The following is a 21087-nucleotide window of genomic DNA, read 5'->3' on the forward strand; positions in this document are numbered from 1 at the left end:
ATGCGATTGAATTCCTGATGGAGGAGAATAAGTAGATGGTAAAGATAAGCAAAAGGCTTGCGATAGCCATTTGCGAGGATGAGACATATATATTAGAAGAATTACGGAAAAAAGCAGAGAGATATATAAAGAAAAGACGATTAACTGCGAATATCAAAACCTATACGTCAGGAGAAGAACTGCTAAAAGAATCTGCCGCTTTTGACATTATCCTGTTAGATCTGAGGCTTCCGGGGCTTAATGGCATGGAGGTGGCAAAGCAGATTTCCGGCAAAAGCCCCATTATTTTTATCACCTCCTATCAAGAGTATGCCCTGGAAGCGTTTGAGGTTGAAGCAGTTCATTATCTGCTTAAGCCGGTTACAGACGAACGCCTGTATGTGGCTATGGACAGGGCAATACGAAGGTCGAAGCAGGTGGACGATCAGACATTGACGCTTACAAAAGCCGGAGAAGCCCATGTGATTTTGGTTCGCGATATCTTATATTGCGAGGTACTCAACCATAGAGTCAGTATCCATACGGCGCAAGGTACGTTCGACTATTTTGGTACGCTGGATGTATTAGAAACCAGATTGGACGAGCGATTTTTTCGATGTCACAGAAGTTTTATTGTAAATATGAGTTGTGTCGCAGGTCAGGAAAAAGGGACGGCTGTTCTGACAAATGGAGAACAAATCATGATATCCAGACGAAAACAGTCAGAATTTATGAAGAGCCTGTTAGAGTTCCTGAAAAATGAGGTGATATGATGGAACAAGGGCAGATGCTTTCAGTCGGATTTTATGTCTGGTGGTTGTGCGTTAATAGCTGCCTTTTTTTGGCAGAGTTTTGTTTCATTCAGAATTTTACCAAAGTTCGGGCGAAAAAGTTTATGGTGCCCTATGTGCTGTTAAGCGACCTGCTTACATTGTGGGTAATGTATGACCAAAGCGGGGGAGTTCTCAGATTACTTCTACATACAGGTATTATTGTATGTTTTACACGATTCGTTTTGAAGCTCAAGTGGGTCGCTGCGGTTGCCCCGACCCTGATTATTTTGACGCTTTTTACTTTTATGGAAGGTTTTCAGACGGTTCTGATGCGTTGGCTGTCAGAACAGACGATGGAAAAGCGTATGGGGATTGTACTTCAAATGCTCATATCCGGTATGTTGGTTTTAATGCTTGCCGCCATATTGAGGTATGTTTCTAAGAAATATGGGGATACGGGTCAGCAGAGAATCTCATCTTATCTGTATACGCTTCTTCTGCCATGTATATTTATTGTATGGGTAATTCGCAGCGGGCTTGGCCTGGATATGTGGATGAATTCTGAAGCCATGGGAAATAGATTCTTTGAGGAACAGTCTGTATTATGGGCAGTAGCGTGGCTTCTGGGGACATGCGTGATATTCTTCATTATTCTGAAGCTGGTGCATAAGATTATTGTACTGTCCATACAGGAAAGAGAACAAAAGAGTTTAGAGGACCAGGTGAAGAAGCAGCGTATCTATTTAGCGGAGGCAGAAAAGAGGAATGAGCATTACCGCAGGTTCCAGCATGATATTGACAATCATTTTTTAGTTCTGACTGGTCTGTTTCGCGAGAAGAAATATGATGAGGCAAGGGAATATTTTGAGCATCTGCATGATGTTTCTGACCGTCTGCTGATTGGCATTAAGACGGGCAATCCAGCGGCAGATATATTGTTAAATGAGAAGATAGGCTTTGCCAAGTCAAATGGCATTCAAGTAAAATATGATGTGAACCTTCCGTCAGATTGCGTCGTGGAAAATATGGATCTGTGTATTATTCTGGCAAATGCACTTGATAATGCGATACAGGCGTGTATGAAGGAAAATAGACAGCCAGAGATTTCCCTTATAGTTCGGAAGCGGTATCATTTTCTTGTTATTGAGATTGAAAATACGAATTTAAAACATGGTAAGCCAGAATATGGTACCGGATTGAAAAACATAAAACATACGGTAGAAAAATACGAGGGAACAATGGAGATTGAGTCTGGCGGCGGCACGTTCAGGCTGACTGTGCTGTTGTGCATGAAGCCGTTTGCGAAGGGAGAGTGACCGTTTACGAGAACCTGCTTGTAAAGATATCATGCTGTCCGATATATTTATTGAAAATATATACGGAGGTGGAGGTTTATGGTAAAAAACGTAAAACCAGGCTATGTTAATCCATTGGAAATGATGAAGAAGGGCGGGCAGACGAACCGGCTTGGCTTAGGAGGTATGAAAACGGCAGAAAAGAAACGCAAATCCCTGGAGACGGAAAAGCAGTCGCTTCAGAATTCTCTGCTGCTTATGAAGGGGACCTCCGGCGATGCAGGGGCCTCGGAAGAAAGTATTGAAGTGTTGGAGAAAAAGCTGGAGGAGATTACGAAAGAGCTTCAGTCGGGCAGGAGGGTGATGGCAGAGGAGTGGATGACCAATGACACACAGACGGAGGAGGGCGAGATGTCTGCGCTGCGTGGCAAATTTGATCGGTTCATGAAATCAGAGTCCGAAGAATCGGCGGGATGCTACGAGCTTTGGAAGGACGATGAGAAGGGGTATAGGATTGCGTATAAAGCATTCGAGAATGAGTAAGCAAAGGAGAGTGTCTGGGAATACAAGGAGTTCCCAACACTCTCTTTTTGTTGGATGCTATTCTAATTTTCCGTCCAGGAATGTGTACAGAATATTCTGGGGTGCATCATAATAGAAGCTGCTGTTATAATCATCAATCTTATCGCTGACAAAAGAATGGTAGGCTTCAAATAGAGCATCTATGACAGAGATTTCCTTTTCTTTCGATATTCCAAGGATTAGGCGCTTATATACTTTGCCGATATCCCAATAGCTAGGAATTGCATATTGGGCGGCTTTGATATTGTCAAAGCTGCCGTCTGGCAGTTGAGCTTCTTCGATGAAGCTGTCGCTTACTGCGTCAATATTATCGCTGTGGTATATGTCAGCCAGATCGTATATTTTTTCGATGGCTTCTCTGCCTGCTTCTGAAAAACAGTGGAAGGGTGCTCACCCGCAGTATGATTCTGGACAAGCTCTGGGATGGGGCCGGAAATTTTGTTGATGACAATACCTTATCTGTATATGTACGCCGACTTCGTGAAAAACTGGAAAAGGACCCGTCAAAGCCTAAACATCTGAAAACGGTTCGGGGCTTCGGCTACCAGTGGAAGGAGTGAGGGGCTTGAGGTTTCTATATGAAAGACAGACACGGAGATTTTATGTATTTCTAGTAACAGCGTGTATAGCACAAATCTGTTTGTTGGGAGTATGCGGTATTTTTCAAGCTCAGGACATCAGGAGAATACTTGTAGATCGAGAGCTTGCGGCAGCTTCTTATCTGCTTGCGGCAGATGTTTCGCCAGAGGTAGTGGCGGCTGCATGGAATCACAGGGAGGTGACGGAAGAAGGGGTAGAATTACTTAACAAAATCGGACATACCAAGCAGACGTATAGCTATCTGCTGCTTACCGAGCAGACATATCTTCCGTTGATTTTGATATTGCTGTGTGTAGGGCTTGTATTTGCAGCGGTTATATTGATTGGGGCCGCCAGGTTTTTTCGGCACAGAGAACAAGTATATGAAGATGCAGGGAAGGTGATTGCCAGGTACGCCCAAAATCAGTTCGCCATGCATCTGCCAGCAGGGGAGACGGGGACAATCTACCAGTTGTTTGGAAGCATTGAACAGCTTGCTCAGTCTTTGCAGGCGAAAAGTGAGATGGAGTATAAGGCAAAAATGTTTTTAAGAGATATGATATCAAATATTTCCCATCAAATAAAAACGCCGATTGCGGCATTGGGTATGTATATGGAAATCATTATGGAGGAGTCGGGAAATGAAGATGTTGTGAAGGAATTTTCCAGGAAATCCGCACAGTCTCTGGAACGAATTGAACATCTGGTTCAGTCGCTGCTTAAGATGGCGCGGCTGAATACGGGAAATATTGTATTTGAGAAACAAAAATGTTTTGCGTCGGAAATTGTTGAGCAGGCGGTATGTGACTTGCTGGAACGGGCAAGGCGGGAGGGGAAACGGATTTTAACGGAAGGGGAGCCCCAGGGGGTTCTTTTCTGTGATTCTGATTGGACGAAGGAGGCAGTCGGCAATCTTATAAAAAATGCGTTAGATCATACAGAAGAAGGAGGCGTTATCCGGATATCTTGGAAGCAGTCTCCGGCAGTTTTTCGTTTCAATGTGGAGGACAATGGATGCGGTATTGCCAGTGAGGATATTCATCACATTTTCAAGCAGTTTTACCGAAGCAGAACCTCCAGTGACAGGCAGGGGGCAGGGCTTGGGCTATCTCTTGCAAAAGGGATTGTGGAGGGGCAGGGCGGAAGCATTTCTGTGGAAAGCCGACCTGGGGAGGGGAGTATATTTAAGATAAACTTTTTGATATAGAAGGGCTTCGATGCAATTAATGAAGGAAGCGGCTGGCCTTTACAGGAAAAGGCCGCTTCCTGAGTAAAATTATTTGTCGTCTGGCTTATTAGGGAATAATTCAGCCATAAGTTTGTTTCGGTAAGCTTCATCTTCAGAGGCTTTTTCTAAATCGTCTATACGATTATTTGAAATCAGGAATTTCACAAGTGAGAAAGCATTATTTTCACCTTTAGTAATACCTTTAGAGATTCCTCTGTTTTCAATTTTATCAAGAACTTCACACATTTTTGTATTCCCTCCTTCCATCTCCGGACTGTATACATCTTTGAAACGGTTATCCCTTGTCATAACAGACATTAATTGCAACAATTCATGTACATGTTTCATTGTAGTATCAGGGGCAGTATAGTCGCGATTTTTACGCATTTGTACAAAATAATCTGCCACAATATGAAAATCACTTTGAAACATTTGCACCTGTTCATCACTTAAATATGCAATCTGAAAAAGATTCATTTTGTAATCATTTACATAAGGCTTCAATTCTTCCGGAATTGATAAGCTGTCATAAAGTGTTGTTGGGACATTCCAGTATTTATCATATCCAAAATAAAGAACTAATGTGATGATTGGATAACGAGCAGCTTTTTTATTTGTTAAAAGTTGAGCCCGATAGGCAGCCCCATCATAACCGAACAGGCGGAGGGGCATATCGGAATCGATGACAGTTTGGTTTTCAAGTCCGTAAAACGCAATACGAACCAGTCCAAAACGCCAGTACTTTGCAACGTCTCGCTCTTGTGCGTGGAGTTTTCCGTCGGCCTTGTAACTGGAATAAGGACTTTCTTCTTCTAAATCGTCCTCTTTTACCACAAGTTTTCCACTAAAGAGAAGTACATTGACAATGTCAGCGAATACGTCGTTGTATGCTTCTAAAGTTTTTTCGGCAATATCTTTTTCAGCCATAAAACTTCCTTTCTGCATAATAGTATGTTTCGACCTACTTTTATTATACAACGCTGCCGGACGGTTGCAAGTAAAAAATACTAAGTTTATAATTGACAAATAATAAGGCAGCCAAAATTCTTACTAAACTGTAAGGTCTGATTCACCGGAATGTAAGGGATAGATGCTATGATTTATTTGTATCTATAAAGCGGTATGTCTGAAAAAGACGGTGAAACGTTCGTAAGGGCATATTCCAGAGCAGTATTTAAGAAAGGAAATGGTGTAATCAGTGGAAATATTAAAAGTAGAAAACCTAAGCAAAGTATATGGAACAGGAGAAGCCCGTGTTGAAGCGCTAAAGCAGGTGTCCTTTTCCATGGAGAGAGGAGAGTTCGGCGCAGTCGTAGGAGTTTCCGGCTCTGGAAAGAGCACGCTTTTAAATTGTATCGGCGGTCTTGACGAGGCAGACAAGGGAAAAGTATTCTTAAGCGGAAGGGATTTATTCGCGATGGGAGAGAATGAGCGCACCATCTTTCGCAGGCAGAACATTGGATTTATCTTTCAGTCCTTTCATTTAATTCCAGAGCTTGATGTAGAGCAGAACATTATTTTCCCCCCTTCTGCTGGATTACAAGAAGCCGGAGCAGGAACGGGTGGACGAGATTTTGGAGGTGCTCGGTCTTGAAAACAGGCGGAGGCATCTGCCAGCGCAGTTATCCGGAGGGCAGCAGCAGAGGGTGGCAATCGGACGCGCGCTCATCACCCATCCGGCGCTGGTCCTTGCCGACGAGCCTACGGGGAATCTGGATTCCCAGAGCAGCCAGGATGTAATGGCCCTACTGTGTAAGGCATCCCGCCACTATCAGCAGACGGTTCTGATGATTACCCACAATATGAAGCTTACGGCATCGGCGGACCGTGTGTTTCGGGTTACAGACGGCGAGCTTAAGGAGCTGGGAGGTGAGACAGAATGAAGCATTATCTGGACTTAATCAAAATCTCGGCAAAGCGGCACCGGAAACAGAATCGTATGACCAGGCTTTGCATTGTTCTTGCGGTATTTCTGGTAACAGTTATCTTTGGAATGGCGGATATGGAGATGCGCTCTCAGTATATTCAGGCAATTAAGACGGACGGAAGCTGGCACGCGGCCTTTGCTATGGAGGATGAGCAGGGGGCGTTGCTTAGAGAGCGTCCGGAGGTGGAGGAAATCGCAAGGTATGGAACCTTGAATTACCACTTAGAGGACGGTTATCAGCTTGGCGGAGTCGAAACAGGAATCTGCGGATTTGACAGGGAATTTCAGGAAATGCTTCCGGATGCGCAGATTACGGAGGGAACGTTTCCTGAAAATGCCCAGGAGATCGCTCTTAATGAAAACGCAATGGAACAGTTGGAGGTGCAGATTGGGGAAGCTGTGGATATGACCACGCCTCAGGGGGAGAGACGCCAGTATCGAATTACGGGAGTTGCAAAGAATACGGCATTGACGGCAGAGCTGGATGCTTTCTGTGTATTTCTTAGCACAGACGGATTCCTGGCGTTACATTCAGAAGAAACAGAGGCAGCCAGGGAAGGGCTTTATTTTGTTCGGTTTCGGAGGTTTTGTAATATTCAGAAGGCAATCGATGAGATTGAAGCCCAGTTTGGACTTGCGCCTGAGCAGGTGCGGCAGAATGTAAAGGTTCTTATGATGATGCTTCAGACCAGGGATTCCTACCTGTTATCCTTCTACCTGATTGCCGGAATGTTGGCGGTACTGGTGGTGATTGCCGGGATTCTTATGATAACCGCAAGCATAAACAGCAGTATTGTAAGGCGCACTGAATTTTTCGGGATGCTGCGCTGCCTTGGGGCCACCAGGAAGCAGGTAGTCCGCTTTGTACGCAGAGAAGCTCTCGGCTGGTGCAAAGGGGCCATACCTGCGGGGGTGGCGGCAGGGACGGTAGTGATATGGGGCTTATGCTGGATGCTGCGGTTTTTAAGCCCAGGGCTTTTTGACGGACTTCCGGTATTTGGAATCAGTTATCTGGGAATAGGAGTCGGGATTGTTGTGGGCTTTATTACGGTTCTTTTGGCTGCGCGTTCTCCGGCCAAGCGTGCCGCAGGGGTGTCGCCGCTTATGGCGGTTTCTGGAAATGCGGGGACGGTGAAGGCTGCAAAACGGGCGGCTCATACACGGCTCTTTAAGGTTGATATGGCGTTGGGAATTCATCATGCATCCGGCAGTAAAAAGAATTTCCTTCTGGTCACAGGCTCGTTTGCATTCAGTATCATTTTATTCCTTGGGTTTAGTACGGCTATTGATTTTATGAACCATGCGGTCACGCCTTTGCGTCCGTCGGCGCCGGATATAGCCGTCAATATCAGAGATGGAGGCCTGAATCAGATTCCCCCAGAGCTTGTAAGAGAATTAGAGGAATATGAGGGAATAAAGAACATATTTAGGAAGGGCTATGCAGTTCTTACGCTGCCGGCGGACGAAAGGCAGGTGGTTGCCATCTCTTATGACGAGCTTAATCTTATAATGGCGGAGGATTTACTGATTGAAGGCAGGCTTAAGGAGGTTATAGACGGGGAGGGCGTACTTTCTGTATTTTTAGAGGAAAATACTTTTGATATCGGAAGCAGCCTTTTAGTATCGGCAGGCGGGAAAGAACAGGAAATTTGCGTGTCGGGTGTCATAGAGTGTGTGAGTGATGTTCTGGATTACAAGACCAATACAATGATCTGCTCAGAGGAGTTGTTCCAGGAGATTACGGGAGAGAAGGGGTACACGGTGCTTGACATACAGCTTGAAAAAGACGTTACCGACGGGCAGGTGAAGGGAATCCGAAGGGCGATTGAACAGGAATGTGGAAGTAATATTGCTTTTTCTGATAAACGAATGAAAAACCAGGAAACAAAGGGCGCATACTATTCTATGTCAATTTTTCTCTATGGTTTTCTGGGCGTTATCGCCTTAATCGCATTTTTTAATATCATTAACTGTATTGCCATGAGCGTGTCGGCGCAGATGCGGGAATATGGCGCAATGCGTGCCATTGGAATGACCGTGAGACAGCTAATACGGATGGTATTTGCCGAGACCCTGACATATACGGTCTTTGGCGTTGTCTTAGGGTGTCTGGCAGGTGTTCCACTTAATTGGTTCATGTTTCGGACCATGGTGACAAATAAGTGGGGAGAAGCATGGACGGTTCCGATTTGGGAGATGGCGGTGATTGTATTGGTTATGGCTTCGTCTGTGTGTCTGGCGGTGCTGGGGCCGGCAAGGCGGATAAAAGGAATGACCGTGGTAGATACCATAAGCAGAGAATAATTGGTCATTTTTATTTACACGGTATTTCAGGGTGCATTATAATAAGCAGGGGTGATGTAAAATGGCTGTGATACTAATTGCAGAAGACGAAAAAGAGATGCAGAATATACTTGTGGATTATATGAAACGCAGCGGTCATACGTGTATTAGGGCAGACGACGGTATGGACGCGCTTCTGGCTCTGAAAAATAATGCCGTAGATTTGGCGATACTGGATATTATGATGCCCCATTTGGACGGTTTTTCTGTGTGCAGGGTTGCCAGGGAAGCGAATAACCTGCCGATTCTGTTTCTGACAGCGAAAAGCGACGAGGGGGATAAGCTTAGGGGTTATGAATATGGCGGGGATGATTATGTGACGAAGCCCTTCAGTCTCAAGATACTGCTTGCGAAGGTCAACGCGCTGCTTCGACGCTCCGGCAACATTTCACAGGATGTGCTGCGGGCAGACGGTATTGTTCTGTACCCGTCCGAACGGAAAATGACGGTCAACGACGTTCTGGTGGAGTTGACACACAAAGAGTTTGAACTTTTGTATCTGTTTATGCAAAATAAAAATCAGGTATTTTCCCGCGAGCAGCTTTTGAACCGTATCTGGGGTTATGATTTTGAGGGAAATACCCGCACTGTGGACACGCATATCAAGACCCTGCGGCAGAAGCTAAAAACCGAGGGACGCCATATTGTGACCTTGATTCGTTCCGGCTATAAATTCGAGGTGTAAGGCATGAAGAAGCGAGGATTGAACGATTTGAGAACCATACGCAGTAAGACCATGGCGCTGTCTAAGCTGTCGGGCGGCGCGATTGTGGTATTTTACCTTGTCACGGAGAAGGTACCGGTTAATAAGAATATTAGCTTCTGGCTCTGGTTCGGGCTATTGGTGGCAGTAATTATGACTGTGGATTTTTTGTTGGGGAAAATGATTTCCAGACCCCTTAGCAAGATTAACGATACGGCGAGACAGATGGCGGAGTTGGATTTTTTGGCATATTGCGATGTTAATACCAGGGACGAGTTCGGCGAGCTGTCTCAAAGTCTGAATACCATGTTTTCCAATCTGCAGGATGCCCTTCATCGGTTGGAGGCGGCAAATGCCCGCTTAGAGAAGGATGTGGAGTATGAGAGAATCTTGCTTGAACAGAGGAAGGAGCTGGCTGACAGCTTGTCCCATGAGATGAAAACACCTCTCGGCTTGATTCGTGCATATGCTGAAGGGCTTGAAGATGAACCTGAGCCAAAGAAACGGCAGCGTTATATTCATTCGATTCTGAGAGCCACAGAGCGTATGGATCAGATGCTCGTTACCCTTTTGGATTTGTCGGCATTAGAATCCGGCGCCGCCAGCCTTTCGGAAGAACGGTTTGATTTTGTCGAGCTGGTGGAGACGGTGGCCGGCCGTCTTCTGCTTGACGTACCGGAGTCAGACTATATTTTTTCTTACGAGCTTCCAGACGGGCAGGTTTATGTGTCTGCTGACAGACAGCGGATAGAACAGGTCTTGGATAATCTGATTGGAAATGCAAAGAAATATGTGCAGACAGGCGGCGAGATTCGGCTGTCTGTGAGCTGCAAGAAGGATTGTCTGCATTTTGCGGTTTTCAATCAGTGCGATCCGTTAGAGGAGGAGGAGATTGCAAGAATATGGGATAAATTTTACCGCAGTCCGGAACAAAAACGTAAAGGCTCAGGACTAGGGCTTGCCATTACCGCGCAGATTTTATCTATGTATCATGTCGATTACGGTGGGCGCAATGTTGCAGGCGGAATTGAATTTTTCTTTTATTTTCCCACCATTTCTTAAAAAATAATTTCACACCAGCTTCACACCAACTCCACTTCTATTTCACTTCAGCCATTTAATCTAATGCCATTATAACAAATATATTTTCATGAAAAGGAGTGGTGTTATGTTTTTAGGCATGGAGTGGTATTGGTGGCTGCTTATGGTGCTTGTGTTAATTGTTGTGATTCCACTGAAGGTAAAATGGATGAAATGGTGGAGTAACCGACAGCAAGAGAAGAAGCGCGGCCAGACCGGAGGATGGGGTGATGAGGAATGATTGAAGTAAAGAAGCTGACATTTTCTTACGGGAAAGATAAAGAGGCGCTGCATGGTCTGGATTTTACGGTTGAGGAGGGAGAAATATTTGGCTTCCTTGGGCCTAATGGCTCTGGGAAATCTACCACTCAGAAGCTTCTTACCGGAATTCTGAAAGGGCACGGTGGCCAGGCGAGGCTGTTTGGCAAGGATATTGGGGAGGTACATAACCAGGAATTTTTTCAAAAAATCGGTGTGCTGTTTGAATTCCCGTATCTCTACGCTAATCTGAGCGCTGTGGATAATCTGAAATACTTTTCCTCATTCTATCCTGAAAATCAACTGCGGGACGCAGAGGAGTTATTGGAGAAGCTTGAGTTTAAACGGGATTTCCTTAAAAAGCCTGTAGCTTCGTACTCAAAGGGGATGCGCCAGCGTGTGAGCATGGCGCGAGCGCTGCTTGGGAATCCGAAGCTTTTGTTTCTGGATGAGCCAACCAGCGGGCTTGACCCTTCGGGCGCGGTATTGTTCCGCAAAATCATTGAGGATGAGCGCCAGAAAGGGACGACAGTATTTCTGACTACCCATAATATGCAGGATGCAGATCTGCTTTGCGACCGCGTGGCGTTCATATCAGGCGGAAACATCGTTGCGTTAGACACGCCCAAGCATCTGAAGGAGCAGAACAGCAGCCGCAGTATTGCGGTCAGTTATCTATATCAGGGGAAGCGGGAAGAAAAATCACTAAAATTTCCTGAACTGGAAACAGGAATATCCTTCCCCCATGATGAAATACTCAGTATTCATTCCGGCGAGCCGACCTTGGAGGATGTGTTTATCCGGTATACGGGAAGGGGGCTTGCGGGATGAGAGATTTTTGCTCATTGCTCAAGAAGGATGTCCGGCTTATGGCTTCTGGGAAATTTTTCAGTATGTCGCTGGCATTTTTAATTGTTTATACATTGTATGTGAACTTTGGATATGTTCGGTTTATGGATGCACAGCTATACAATGTGTATCTGTATGATCCGGCAGGAGAGCAAGAGACGGTTTCTACGTTGGTTCGGAGGGTATCCTCACAGAAAGAGCTGGAGAAGGCGATATTGGATGATTCCAACAGTGTGGGGATTGATGCCAGTACAGGAGAGGCGAGGCTGGTCTTTTATGAAGTGGATAAGGAGACTGACCGACATCGCGCCGACTACGCGCTTTCTCTCCTTTTGCCGGCAGGGAAGGCTGATACCAGGGTAATCGGCTTTCGTACGCCTGAGCAAAGGGCGCGCAAAGAGATTACCTGCGAGCTTTTGTTTTTCGAGATTGCCGCCGTTGGTTTTCTGGGAATTGCCGCTGTACTGTTTAAGGAAAAGAGTATGGGAGTGATCAGAGTCCACGCCATTCTCCCTATACGGAAAAATGTGTTTCTGCTGTCCAAGCTGGTGATTTTTCTCCTGTCAGATTTGATTTTTGCCCTGCTGCTTACCCTGCTTAATGTGGGGCCTGCTGACACTGTGTACATACTGCCTGAGGTATTGCTTCAGACGGGATTATTATCTTTGATGATGGCGCTGGCCGGATTGGTCTGTGCGCTTCTTTTGAAGGATTTTAGACAGTTTACGCTTGCGTATCTGGTGATTGCCATATTTGCCGCGTCGCCTGTATTTTTAGCCGCAAATACGGCGGTAAAATGGGATTGGATTCGATTTCATCCCTTTTACCATATTTACATGGGATTGAAAAATGCATACTTTGGGACTGCTGCTGTGAGCTTGTATTACTATCTGGCCTATCTGTCGGTGATTATGCTGTTGTTTCTCTGGGCCCAGCGTGTATTTTCCAGAGAAATGCGAAGGGAGGGATAACTTTTGAAGGGCTTACGTTATCAGTTGAAAAGTGTGCTTCGTGATAAGTTCTGCCTGATGACCTTCTTACTGCCCATTGTTGTGGCGGCGGCTTTGAATTTCGTGGGGCAGATAGATTTTTCTTCCTTGGGAGGCTTCCAGTTCGGCGTTGTGGAAGACAAAGGGGCAGACCATATGGTTACATGGCTGGAACGCTATGGTTCGGTTATAGTCTATGGGACGCAAGAAGATATGGAGGATGGGATTAATGAACCGTCAACCAATGTGATTGGTGTGGAAGCCGACGGGGATGAAATCAAAACGATTGTGTCTGGCGATGAGCTGGAGCTGTACCGTCAGACGGCCGAGAAGCTTCCGGACCTTTACCGGCACCGGAAGCGTTTGGCACAGGCGAAGCCACAGGTTTTAGAACGGCCTGAGGTATTGGCAGGGCTTCAGGATATGTTTATAGCTGTTACGCTGATTGTCGCAATGTTCATGGGCTGTACGTTTAATGCTGTGAATATGATTTCTGAAAAAGAGGACGGCGTGGCTTGCGTCAATGAGATTTTACCCATGAGCCCCAGTCAATACCTGCTTCAGAAGATTAGCGTTGGGTTTATCTGCGGATGTCTGTCGGCAGCTCTTACTGCCTGTATCTGCTTTCGGCTTTCAGGGAAAAACACATTGGTTATGCTGGCCTTGATTGTCCTTTCTGGGTTTGTGGCGGCGCTTTTTGGCCTAATCATTGGCAGGGCGGCAGAAGGGCTTATGGTTGGCATGGTCTATATTAAGATTGTCATGCTTTTGTTTATTGCCGTGCCAATTCTAAGCTTTCTTGTGGGCGGCAGCCGTCCGCTTCTGTCTGATGTCTGCTATCTGGTTCCTTCACAGGCGGCATTCGAGGGAATTATGGATTTGTCAGCCGGCAATCCGGCAAAGGTAAAGGATATGGTTATTCTAATAAGCCATTGTATCGTCTGGTTTTTGCTTTATGTAGGGATGTCCGGACAACGGAGGAGAAATGCATAATGATATCCCTTATACATCAGGGACTGTCGCTTGAATCGGCAGTCCCTGATGTATAGGCGGTTTATGATGATGCCATATCTTTTGAAATCTCCAAGCCGTCAAATAAAGAAGGCTCTGTTCCAATTTCAAAAAAACTTTTCAGCATATTCATATTCAGGCTTTTCCCGAACCTTCTGGGCCTTGTAAACAGATTTACGCTTCCCCTTGAATTTACCAGGTCACGGATAAGGCCTGTTCAATGCCAAAAAGAACAATTTAAAAGGACTGCATATTGGGAGGAGTGCAGTCCTGAGGAAAAAGTTATGAAAAAGAATTTTATTGTTCGTGTTATCGAACAATTACAGTATAGGCGATAACTGTGATGAAAGTATGTTAAAAATAAGAATTAATTGTAAACAAATCAAGAACGAAATTTGAAGCACATTATACAGTTGTAAACAGATCAATAGATTGCCCTGTCATAACCGCAGGTGCGTCACACAACAGGTACACGATTGCCTTTGCCACGTCAGCGGCGCTTCCCATTTTTATATCGTCCTGCCCGACGGAATGATTATACACCCGTTGTCCCGGCGTGTCTACGATTCCGGGAGACACAGCGTTTACCTGGATGCCATATTCCTGTGTCTGGATAGCGGCAGTCTTGGTCATGGTGATGATGGCCCCTTTAGCTACGGCGTATGCGCCCATCTGGGAGGCAATCCTTCCCATACGTGAGGAAACGCTAACAACCTTTCCGCCCTTCTGCTGAATCATGACCGGAAGAACCTTGTTCATACACAGGAAGGGAATGCGCAGATTTGTCTTGATAATCTGCTCCCATTGTTCTTCGGACCACTCCCAGAGCTTAATCGCCTGATGTTCAATATTTTTATAAATCTCTGACGGGTATCCGCCGGCATTGTTGACAAGAATGTCTATTTTTCCATATTTTTCCATGACTTCATCCACCATTGCCTGTACTTCTGCTCCTACGGTGAGGTCGTGAGAAAGGGAGATGGCGAAGCCGCCCTTGTCTTTAATCATTGTTACGGTTTCGTCCAAATCTGACAGGGTTCTGGCGACGGCCACAACGACTGCGCCTTCGGCTGCGATTGCTAATGCCGCCTCGCGCCCAATTCCTTTTCCGGCGCCGGTTATAATTGCGATTTTTCCTTCTAATCTCATGATAAATACCTCCTGATTCATAGCCAAACTGGTATAGGGACTAGATGATATAGTTACTTTCTCGGCTAAAAAATGCTGATGTCGTTGGATGGATATAGCTGGAGCCAATGTTATGCAGCAGAATCACATTCAGTCTATTATTCAGATTCTTCTTATCAACTGCGATTGCATGAAGCAATTCTTGAATTGGAAGTCCACATTCATATGGAAGACCGTAAGCCTCTAATAGTTTTCGGATACGTAGGGAGGTCTTGCCGGCGGTTATTCCAAGGTCCTCCGAAAGCCTTGTAATCTGATACATGCCAATAGCAACGGCTTCTCCGTGGCTTTCCCGTTCGTAATGGTAATATTGCTCAATCGTATGTCCAAGGGTATGCCCGAAATTCAAAAGCATCCTTTCTCCTGTGTCGAACTGGTCATGCTCCACCACAACCCGCTTAATATCAACACACCTATGGATGATGGAGGGGAGTTCTTCTTTTAGCTCTGTGAATGAGCTGTGGGCTTCCAGTGTGCAAAACAGTTCAGAGTCCTTGATACAGCCATACTTGATTACTTCTCCCATGCCGTCATTGATAAATCGGGGATTCAGCGTGTCCAGAACCAAGGGGTCAATGAGCACCAGTTTGGGCTGGTAAAATGCACCTACCAGATTTTTCCCTTCCGGCAGGTCTACCGCCACCTTGCCGCCTACAGATGAGTCTACCTGGGCGAGAAGGGAGGTGGGGATCTGGACAAATTTTACGCCTCTTAAGAAGCTTGACGCTGCAAACCCTGCCAAATCTCCGATTACCCCTCCGCCAAGGGCAATAATCAAGTCGCTTCTGGAAATCCTTGCTTTAAGTAATGCGCCATAAATGACAGGAAGTGTCTGGAAGCTTTTGGTTCCTTCCCCGTGGGGTAGTACAAGATGGCTTAAGTCATAGTCTGCGGATAATTGTTCTGTAAGCATTTGTCCGTAAAGGGGATAAACATTATCGTCCGAAATAATCATAATCCGTCTGCCGGAAAATATTTCCCCGATTAAGGAATTGGCATGTTTTAACAGATTATTTTCAATATAAATGGGATAGCTGTCTTTTCCTAAATTTACCGTTAATTTCATAGGCTTCTCCTAGAGAGTTTTTCCGATTACTTTTGCAATCTGGGTAATTTCCTGAATCATAGAGCCGTATTTATCCGGTTTGAGGGATTGGGCGCCGTCGCATAGGGCGCACTCAGGATTATTGTGTACTTCTATCATAAGTCCGTCTGCGCCGGCAGCGATGGAGGCCTTTGCCATGGACTCTACCAGCCACCATTTGCCTCCTGCGTGACTTGGATCCACGATAATCGGCAGGTGGGTGAGCTTGCGCACAACAGGGATGCTTTGAAGATCCAGGGTATTCCGTGTGTAGGACTCAAAGGTACGTACTCCGCGTTCGCAAAGGATGACATTCTCATTGCCGGAGGCCATGATGTATTCTGCGGACATGACCCATTCCTCATAAGTTGCGTTCAGCCCTCTTTTTAGCAGGATGGGGCGGTCTAACTGCCCTAACTGCTTCAATAGGTCAAAATTCTGCATGTTGCGCGCGCCAATTTGAATCAGGTCAACCTTTTCATTGAAGACATCCAGATAGTCGGGAGACATTAGCTCTGTCACAATAGGAAGACCGGTTTCTTTTTTCACCGCACATAAGATATCAAGCCCTTCTAAACCCAGGCCCTGGAACGAATAGGGGCTGGTCCGCGGCTTGAATGCACCGCCTCTTAGCATATTGGCGCCGCTTGCCTTGACTGATTCTGCAATCTCAAGCACCTGTTCAAAAGATTCTACAGAGCAGGGGCCGGCAATCATAGCAAGGCTGTTGCCTCCCACCTTCACGCCGGAGACGTTGACGATGGAATCTTCAGGGTGAAATGCTCGATTCACCAGTTTGTAAGGCTCCTGGACATGCATGACTTTTTCAACGGCAGAGTCCACCTCAAAAAGTTTAGAGTCAATCCGTGTGGTGTCTCCGATACATCCGATAATCGTCATGTCAGAGCCTTCTACGATGTGGGTGTCCAGTCCCCTTCTTTTTACCATCTGCTCTACACGAATGAGGTCGTCGTGGGTAGAACGGGGTTTTAGCACAATAATCATAATCAGTAATCCTCCATATGTAGAATAATAAATAAAATATTTATACTGTAAAATTTTAGCTGTTTAAAGTGTGAAACTAGAATTTATACTACCGCATTGAAATGTGGTTGTCAACACTTTTTCGATATTTTTATGGGATTCTATGTTATAATAAATAAATAGAGAGGATGGATGTACAATGGTAAAAGTATGGCTTGCGGATATTACGCCTTTATTGGAGGAGAGCGTATATCGGCAGTATTATCAGGAATTACCTGACTGGCGCAGGAAAAAGGCAGACAAGTATTGCTTTGCGAAGGGCAAAGCGGAGAGCGCGGGGGTATGGAGTCTCTGGAGAAGGGTGAGAGCACAGTATGCATTAGGGGAAGACGCTGTGTTTAATCTATCTCATTCAGGAGGCTATGCGCTCTGTGCGTTTAGCGACCAGCCTGGGGTTAAGGTGGGGTGTGACCTGGAAGAGATTAAGGAATTCCGGCAGCCAGTGGCGAAGAGATTCTTCTGCCAGAGTGAGTATGAACATATTATGAGGAAGGAGGGAGAGGAACGGGTACGAATGTTCTATCGGTACTGGGTTTTGAAGGAGAGCTTTATGAAGGCGACGCGGCAGGGGATGGCGATGGATATGCGTTCGTTTGAGATTGGATGGAACGAGGCGGATACGCCAGTCCTTTTGCGAAAGCCTAAGGAGTATCCTGAGGAGTATGTTTACCAGGAGTATGGGGAGAAGGCGGTCAATGCCCGAATTGCGGTCTGTACGACAGACCATGAGATTGACGGGCAGCTTCATGTACTGCGGTTGTAGATTGGAGGCACTATATGAGAGCAAGGCAGTTAAAAACAAAGTGGGCGGAGAGGATTGACAGCGAGCATGTTCTTGCGGAATATCCACGCCCTCTCCTTCAAAGAGAGAGTTATGTGAATCTGAACGGTTATTGGGATTATGGGATTACAAGGGAAGGGGAGAAGCTTAAATCCTATGACGGGCGAATTCTGGTGCCGTTTTCGCCGGAGGCTTGGCTTTCTGGAGTAAGAAGGCAGTTAAAGCCTCGTGAAAGCCTATGGTATCACAGGACATTGCCTGAGGAGATATTTGCCGTGACAGAAGGAAGGTGGCTTTTACATTTTGGGGCGGTGGATCAATATGCCGTCGTGTCTGTCAATGGAAAAGTGGTAAAGCGCCATCTTGGCGGTTATCTGCCCTTTTCTGTGGATGTAACGGATTTCTTGCAGGTGGGGAAGAACGAACTTACAGTGCAGGTACGAGATTACAGTGATACGTTCTACTATAGCAGGGGGAAGCAGAAGCTGAAACGGGGCGGTATGTTCTATACGGCACAGAGCGGTATCTGGCAGACGGTATGGATGGAGAAGGTGCCGGATACATATATTAAGGAGCTTACGGTGACGCCGCTGTATGATGAGTCGGCGTTTCTTGTGAAAGTGAAGATGGTCGAAACCCGTCTGCCTTCTGGCTCTTTGGTGAACCAGGGGGCTTGGGAGTCTGGGAGTAAAGTTGCAGTTACGATATCCTCCAAAGATACACAGCCATTCCAGATAGAAGGGCATGCTGGCCAGGATATTCGGATTCCAATTTCGGATATGCGCAGTTGGAGTCCGGAAAACCCATTTCTATATGATATTGAGGTTACGGCAGGCAGGGACCACGCCAAAAGTTATGCTGCTATGCGCAAGATCAGCGTGGAGAAGGATGGAGGAGGTATTCCAAGAATATTTCTAAATAACCAGCCATATTTTCAGTGTGGAGTGCTGGATCAGGGATACTGGCCGGAGGGACTGTATACGCCGCCCTGTGATGAGGCGATGGTTTATGATATCCGAGCTATGAAGGAGCTTGGCTTCAATATGATAAGGAAGCATGTCAAGCTTGAGCCCCAGCGGTGGTATTATCACTGTGACCGAATCGGAATGTTGGTGTGGCAGGATATGGTGAATGGCGGCAGGAGATATCAGTCCTGGTATGTGACGTATCTGGCAACAGCCATGGAGTATTTTCACCTTCGGATGCAGGATTCCATGCTTGGGCTTCTTGGGAGGAGGGATGAGAGAGGAAGGCGCCAGTTTGTTTCAGAGCTGCGTGAGACGATACACATCCTTTATAACCATCCGTCCGTGGTGACATGGGTAATTTTTAATGAAGGATGGGGACAGTTTCATGGAGAAGCCGTGACGCAGATTGCCAGGGAGGCGGACAAAAGCAGGCTGATTGACCAGGCAAGCGGCTGGTTTGACCAGGGCGGCGGAGATGTGAGAAGTATCCATGATTATTTCTTTCCGCTGCATATAAAGGCGGAGAAGCGAGTAACGGCGCTAACCGAGTTCGGGGGATATTCCCTAAGTATACAGGGGCATCATATGTACAGGAAGGTTTATGGATACCGGATTTATCGGAAGAAATCGGAGTTGACCAGGGGATATCGACAGTGGATTGAGAGGGAGATACTTCCGAATATCGAAAAAGGGTTATCAGCGATTGTGTATACGCAGTTGTCGGATGTAGAGGAGGAAACCAACGGAATCTTAACGTATGACCGAGAGGTGCTTAAGCTTAAGGCGGGGACAGTGCGGGGATTGAATGAGAAGATGAAACAACGGATGCTTTTTTAGAGAGGGTGTAAAGTTATGAAAAGGGCAAGGTTTGAGGCTGTCTATAAAGACGTTTTTCCTTTTTGGGGCAGTATTTTGGAGGCAGACAGAGAATATTTATGTCAGAATTCCGATATTTTTACTTACCCCAAGGGGAAAAATATACATGACGGCAGTGAATGCTCTGGTGTAATTCTGGTTCATTCAGGAAGCCTTCGACTATATATGTTGTCGGATGAGGGAAAGGATATTACGCTTTACCGTCTGCACAAAGGGGATATGTGTATGCTGTCTGCCTCCTGTGTGCTTGATGCTATTACCTTTGATGTGTTTGTAGATGCGGAAGAAGACAGTAAGTGCTGCGTTATCAGCGGGCCGGCCTTTGCGCTGGTGGCAGAGCGTAATCCGGCAGTTAAAATATTTGCCCTTGAGACTGCGGTTGGCCGATTTTCAGATGTTATGTGGGTGATGCAGCAGATTTTATTTATGAGCATGGATAAACGACTTGCTATTTTTCTTTCAGACGAATCGGCAAGAACCGGTTCAGATATTATTACATTGACCCACGGGCAGATTGCCAGATATATGGGCTCTGCCCGTGAGGTTGTATCAAGAATGTTGAAATATTTTGCCAGCGAAGGTATTGTGGAGGTATTAAGGGGAGGCGTTAAAATCCTGGATAAGAAACGCCTCCGTAAATTAACCCTCTAGTTTTTTACTTTGCATATAAGCTGCGTCATTGTTCCCATGGGGCAGTATACACACCAGGAACGGGGCTTGAATAAGAGCATGGTAAGGAATCCAAGCACGGTGGAGGTAAGCATCACGCTATAGAAACCGAAGGCAAACTGTGCGGCGCCGTCAGAAAACAGAGTGCCATGATAAGCCCAGTGCCATGGGAGCTTGAAGGTCCACAGAAGGGTTACCACAGTTTTTAAATCTTTGGTTCCTGCAAATACCAGCCAGGTGTTCCATAACATAAGAAAGAACATGGCAAAGAAGAAAATTAAAAATCCGTACCTGAAATATTTTGACTTCATCCACTTGGGAATATCTTTCTTTCGGGATAATCCGAAGCTGCCTCCTATAAGGGAGAATAACTGTCCTCTGCCGCAGTATTTATTACAGTAGGCTTTATTGCCTTTTACAATCGCTATGATAAGCGGGATAAAAAAGCAGAGAAGTCCCAGCCATGCAAAAAGGATATTGAAAAATCCCAGAATCAGATAGGTAAGGGAAACGAGCCAGAGATAATCATACCATTTCTTCTTTTTCTTCATTACTCCATCACCTCCAATGTAATAATGCTTGCGGGACATTCCTTCGCACATTTTCCGCATCCAACACATAACTCGCTGTCGATTTCGGCGCAGATGCCTTTTGGAATAGAAATAGCGTTTCTTGGACAAATCTTCATGCAGCATCCACAGGCGACACAGTCTTGAAGGCTCACAACTGCCTTTCTTTTTGCCATGACAAATCTCCTTTTTCTTTTTATTCAGTGTTATTCAGTATACAGATAGATCATTATTTATTCAGTGACAAAGTCACAGCGTCTTTAGTTATTGAACATACAAAAACATCCCTGGCCATGAGTTGCAGCCCACAGC

At 45.9% G+C, this 21087-nt stretch carries 21 protein-coding genes and 3 pseudogenes; 17 read left to right on the forward strand and 7 right to left on the reverse strand.

What is annotated here, in order from left to right; all coding sequences use genetic code 11:
- Positions 1 to 35 precede the first annotated feature (35 nt).
- From GN277_RS02665 to GN277_RS02690, 6 genes and pseudogenes are all read left to right on the forward strand, one after another.
- Positions 36 to 752, forward strand: coding sequence for a LytR/AlgR family response regulator transcription factor (locus GN277_RS02665; RefSeq protein ID WP_159749604.1), 717 nt, complete (start codon positions 36 to 38; stop codon positions 750 to 752).
- A complete protein-coding gene (locus GN277_RS02670) occupies positions 749 to 2068 on the forward strand; it encodes a sensor histidine kinase (protein ID WP_244324564.1) in 1320 nt (439 codons plus the stop codon). Before GN277_RS02665 ends, GN277_RS02670 begins: the two co-directional genes overlap by 4 nt.
- Before the next feature lie 78 nt (positions 2069 to 2146).
- A complete protein-coding gene (locus tag GN277_RS02675; RefSeq protein WP_159749606.1) occupies positions 2147 to 2590 on the forward strand; it encodes a hypothetical protein in 444 nt (147 codons plus the stop codon).
- A gap of 267 nt (positions 2591 to 2857) precedes the next feature.
- Entirely contained in the window at positions 2858 to 3001 is a 144-nt protein-coding gene (locus tag GN277_RS31085; RefSeq protein WP_159749608.1) for a hypothetical protein, read from the forward strand.
- A pseudogene (locus GN277_RS02685) lies at positions 2983 to 3189 on the forward strand (winged helix-turn-helix domain-containing protein); the annotation flags it as partial. The gene GN277_RS31085 and the pseudogene GN277_RS02685, both read left to right, overlap by 19 nt.
- Positions 3190 to 3272: 83 nt before the next feature.
- On the forward strand, positions 3273 to 4415 hold the full coding sequence (locus tag GN277_RS02690) for a sensor histidine kinase (protein WP_244324565.1): 1143 nt from the start codon (positions 3273 to 3275) through the stop codon (positions 4413 to 4415).
- A gap of 69 nt (positions 4416 to 4484) precedes the next feature.
- Here GN277_RS02690 and GN277_RS02695 read toward each other — a convergent pair whose 3' ends face one another.
- Entirely contained in the window at positions 4485 to 5363 is an 879-nt protein-coding gene (locus GN277_RS02695) for an Rpn family recombination-promoting nuclease/putative transposase (RefSeq protein ID WP_159749612.1), read from the reverse strand.
- Positions 5364 to 5634: 271 nt separating this feature from the next.
- Between GN277_RS02695 and GN277_RS02700 the strand changes: the two are divergent.
- From GN277_RS02700 to GN277_RS02730, 8 genes and pseudogenes are all read left to right on the forward strand, one after another.
- Positions 5635 to 6319 (forward strand): annotated as a pseudogene (locus GN277_RS02700) (ABC transporter ATP-binding protein).
- Positions 6316 to 8667 carry an ABC transporter permease gene (locus GN277_RS02705; RefSeq protein WP_159749614.1) on the forward strand — a complete coding sequence of 784 codons (2352 nt, stop codon included), beginning with the start codon at positions 6316 to 6318 and terminating at the stop codon, positions 8665 to 8667. Before GN277_RS02700 ends, GN277_RS02705 begins: the two are co-directional and overlap by 4 nt.
- Positions 8668 to 8728: 61 nt before the next feature.
- Complete coding sequence (locus GN277_RS02710; RefSeq protein WP_159749616.1) at positions 8729 to 9391, forward strand: response regulator transcription factor; 663 nt, start codon at positions 8729 to 8731, stop codon at positions 9389 to 9391.
- A gap of 3 nt (positions 9392 to 9394) precedes the next feature.
- Positions 9395 to 10471, forward strand: coding sequence for a sensor histidine kinase (locus tag GN277_RS02715; RefSeq protein ID WP_159749618.1), 1077 nt, complete (start codon positions 9395 to 9397; stop codon positions 10469 to 10471).
- Positions 10472 to 10577: 106 nt separating this feature from the next.
- Positions 10578 to 10730 (forward strand): hypothetical protein, encoded by a 153-nt coding sequence (locus GN277_RS29255; protein WP_204162692.1) that lies wholly within the window; start codon positions 10578 to 10580, stop codon positions 10728 to 10730.
- Positions 10727 to 11578 carry an ABC transporter ATP-binding protein gene (locus tag GN277_RS02720; protein ID WP_159749620.1) on the forward strand — a complete coding sequence of 284 codons (852 nt, stop codon included), beginning with the start codon at positions 10727 to 10729 and terminating at the stop codon, positions 11576 to 11578. The genes GN277_RS29255 and GN277_RS02720 overlap by 4 nt, the downstream gene beginning before the upstream one ends.
- Positions 11575 to 12567, forward strand: a complete 993-nt coding sequence (locus GN277_RS02725) for an ABC transporter permease (protein WP_159749622.1) — start codon at positions 11575 to 11577, stop codon at positions 12565 to 12567. Before GN277_RS02720 ends, GN277_RS02725 begins: the two co-directional genes overlap by 4 nt.
- Positions 12568 to 12570: 3 nt before the next feature.
- Positions 12571 to 13578 carry an ABC transporter permease gene (locus tag GN277_RS02730; protein ID WP_159749623.1) on the forward strand — a complete coding sequence of 336 codons (1008 nt, stop codon included), beginning with the start codon at positions 12571 to 12573 and terminating at the stop codon, positions 13576 to 13578.
- Between the two features lie 76 nt (positions 13579 to 13654).
- On the opposite strand, the pseudogene GN277_RS31985 reads toward GN277_RS02730, so the two are convergent.
- From GN277_RS31985 to aroF, 4 genes and pseudogenes are all read right to left on the reverse strand, one after another.
- A pseudogene (locus GN277_RS31985) lies at positions 13655 to 13813 on the reverse strand (AAA family ATPase); the annotation flags it as partial.
- Positions 13814 to 14001: 188 nt separating this feature from the next.
- Entirely contained in the window at positions 14002 to 14745 is a 744-nt protein-coding gene (locus GN277_RS02740) for an SDR family NAD(P)-dependent oxidoreductase (RefSeq protein ID WP_159749625.1), read from the reverse strand.
- Between the two features lie 40 nt (positions 14746 to 14785).
- Positions 14786 to 15850 (reverse strand): 3-dehydroquinate synthase, encoded by a 1065-nt coding sequence (gene aroB / locus GN277_RS02745; protein ID WP_159749627.1) that lies wholly within the window; start codon positions 15848 to 15850, stop codon positions 14786 to 14788.
- Between the two features lie 9 nt (positions 15851 to 15859).
- The gene (aroF, locus tag GN277_RS02750) at positions 15860 to 16873 is read right to left on the reverse strand and encodes a 3-deoxy-7-phosphoheptulonate synthase (RefSeq protein ID WP_159749629.1); all 1014 of its coding nucleotides are present in this window, start codon (positions 16871 to 16873) and stop codon (positions 15860 to 15862) included.
- Between the two features lie 178 nt (positions 16874 to 17051).
- Here aroF and GN277_RS02755 point away from each other — a divergent pair, with 178 nt between their 5' ends.
- Genes GN277_RS02755 through GN277_RS02765 form a run of 3 tightly spaced genes read left to right on the forward strand, consistent with a single transcriptional unit; the run spans position 17052 to position 20188 of the window.
- The gene (locus tag GN277_RS02755) at positions 17052 to 17675 is read left to right on the forward strand and encodes a 4'-phosphopantetheinyl transferase family protein (RefSeq protein WP_159749631.1); all 624 of its coding nucleotides are present in this window, start codon (positions 17052 to 17054) and stop codon (positions 17673 to 17675) included.
- A 14-nt stretch (positions 17676 to 17689) separates the two neighbouring features.
- The gene (locus GN277_RS02760) at positions 17690 to 19498 is read left to right on the forward strand and encodes a glycoside hydrolase family 2 protein (RefSeq protein WP_159749633.1); all 1809 of its coding nucleotides are present in this window, start codon (positions 17690 to 17692) and stop codon (positions 19496 to 19498) included.
- 15 nt (positions 19499 to 19513) lie between these two features.
- Positions 19514 to 20188 (forward strand): Crp/Fnr family transcriptional regulator, encoded by a 675-nt coding sequence (locus GN277_RS02765; RefSeq protein WP_159749635.1) that lies wholly within the window; start codon positions 19514 to 19516, stop codon positions 20186 to 20188.
- On the opposite strand, the gene GN277_RS02770 is transcribed toward GN277_RS02765, so the two are convergent.
- The gene (locus GN277_RS02770) at positions 20185 to 20757 is read right to left on the reverse strand and encodes a 4Fe-4S binding protein (RefSeq protein WP_159749637.1); all 573 of its coding nucleotides are present in this window, start codon (positions 20755 to 20757) and stop codon (positions 20185 to 20187) included. The two genes, GN277_RS02765 and GN277_RS02770, sit on opposite strands and share 4 nt — an antisense overlap.
- Positions 20757 to 20951, reverse strand: a complete 195-nt coding sequence (locus GN277_RS02775) for a 4Fe-4S binding protein (RefSeq protein WP_159749639.1) — start codon at positions 20949 to 20951, stop codon at positions 20757 to 20759. Before GN277_RS02775 ends, GN277_RS02770 begins: the two co-directional genes overlap by 1 nt.
- Positions 20952 to 21087: the final 136 nt, after the last annotated feature.

The sequence above is a fragment of the Sporofaciens musculi genome, assembly GCF_009830285.1.
Classification (GTDB): Bacteria; Bacillota; Clostridia; order Lachnospirales; family Lachnospiraceae; genus Sporofaciens; species Sporofaciens musculi.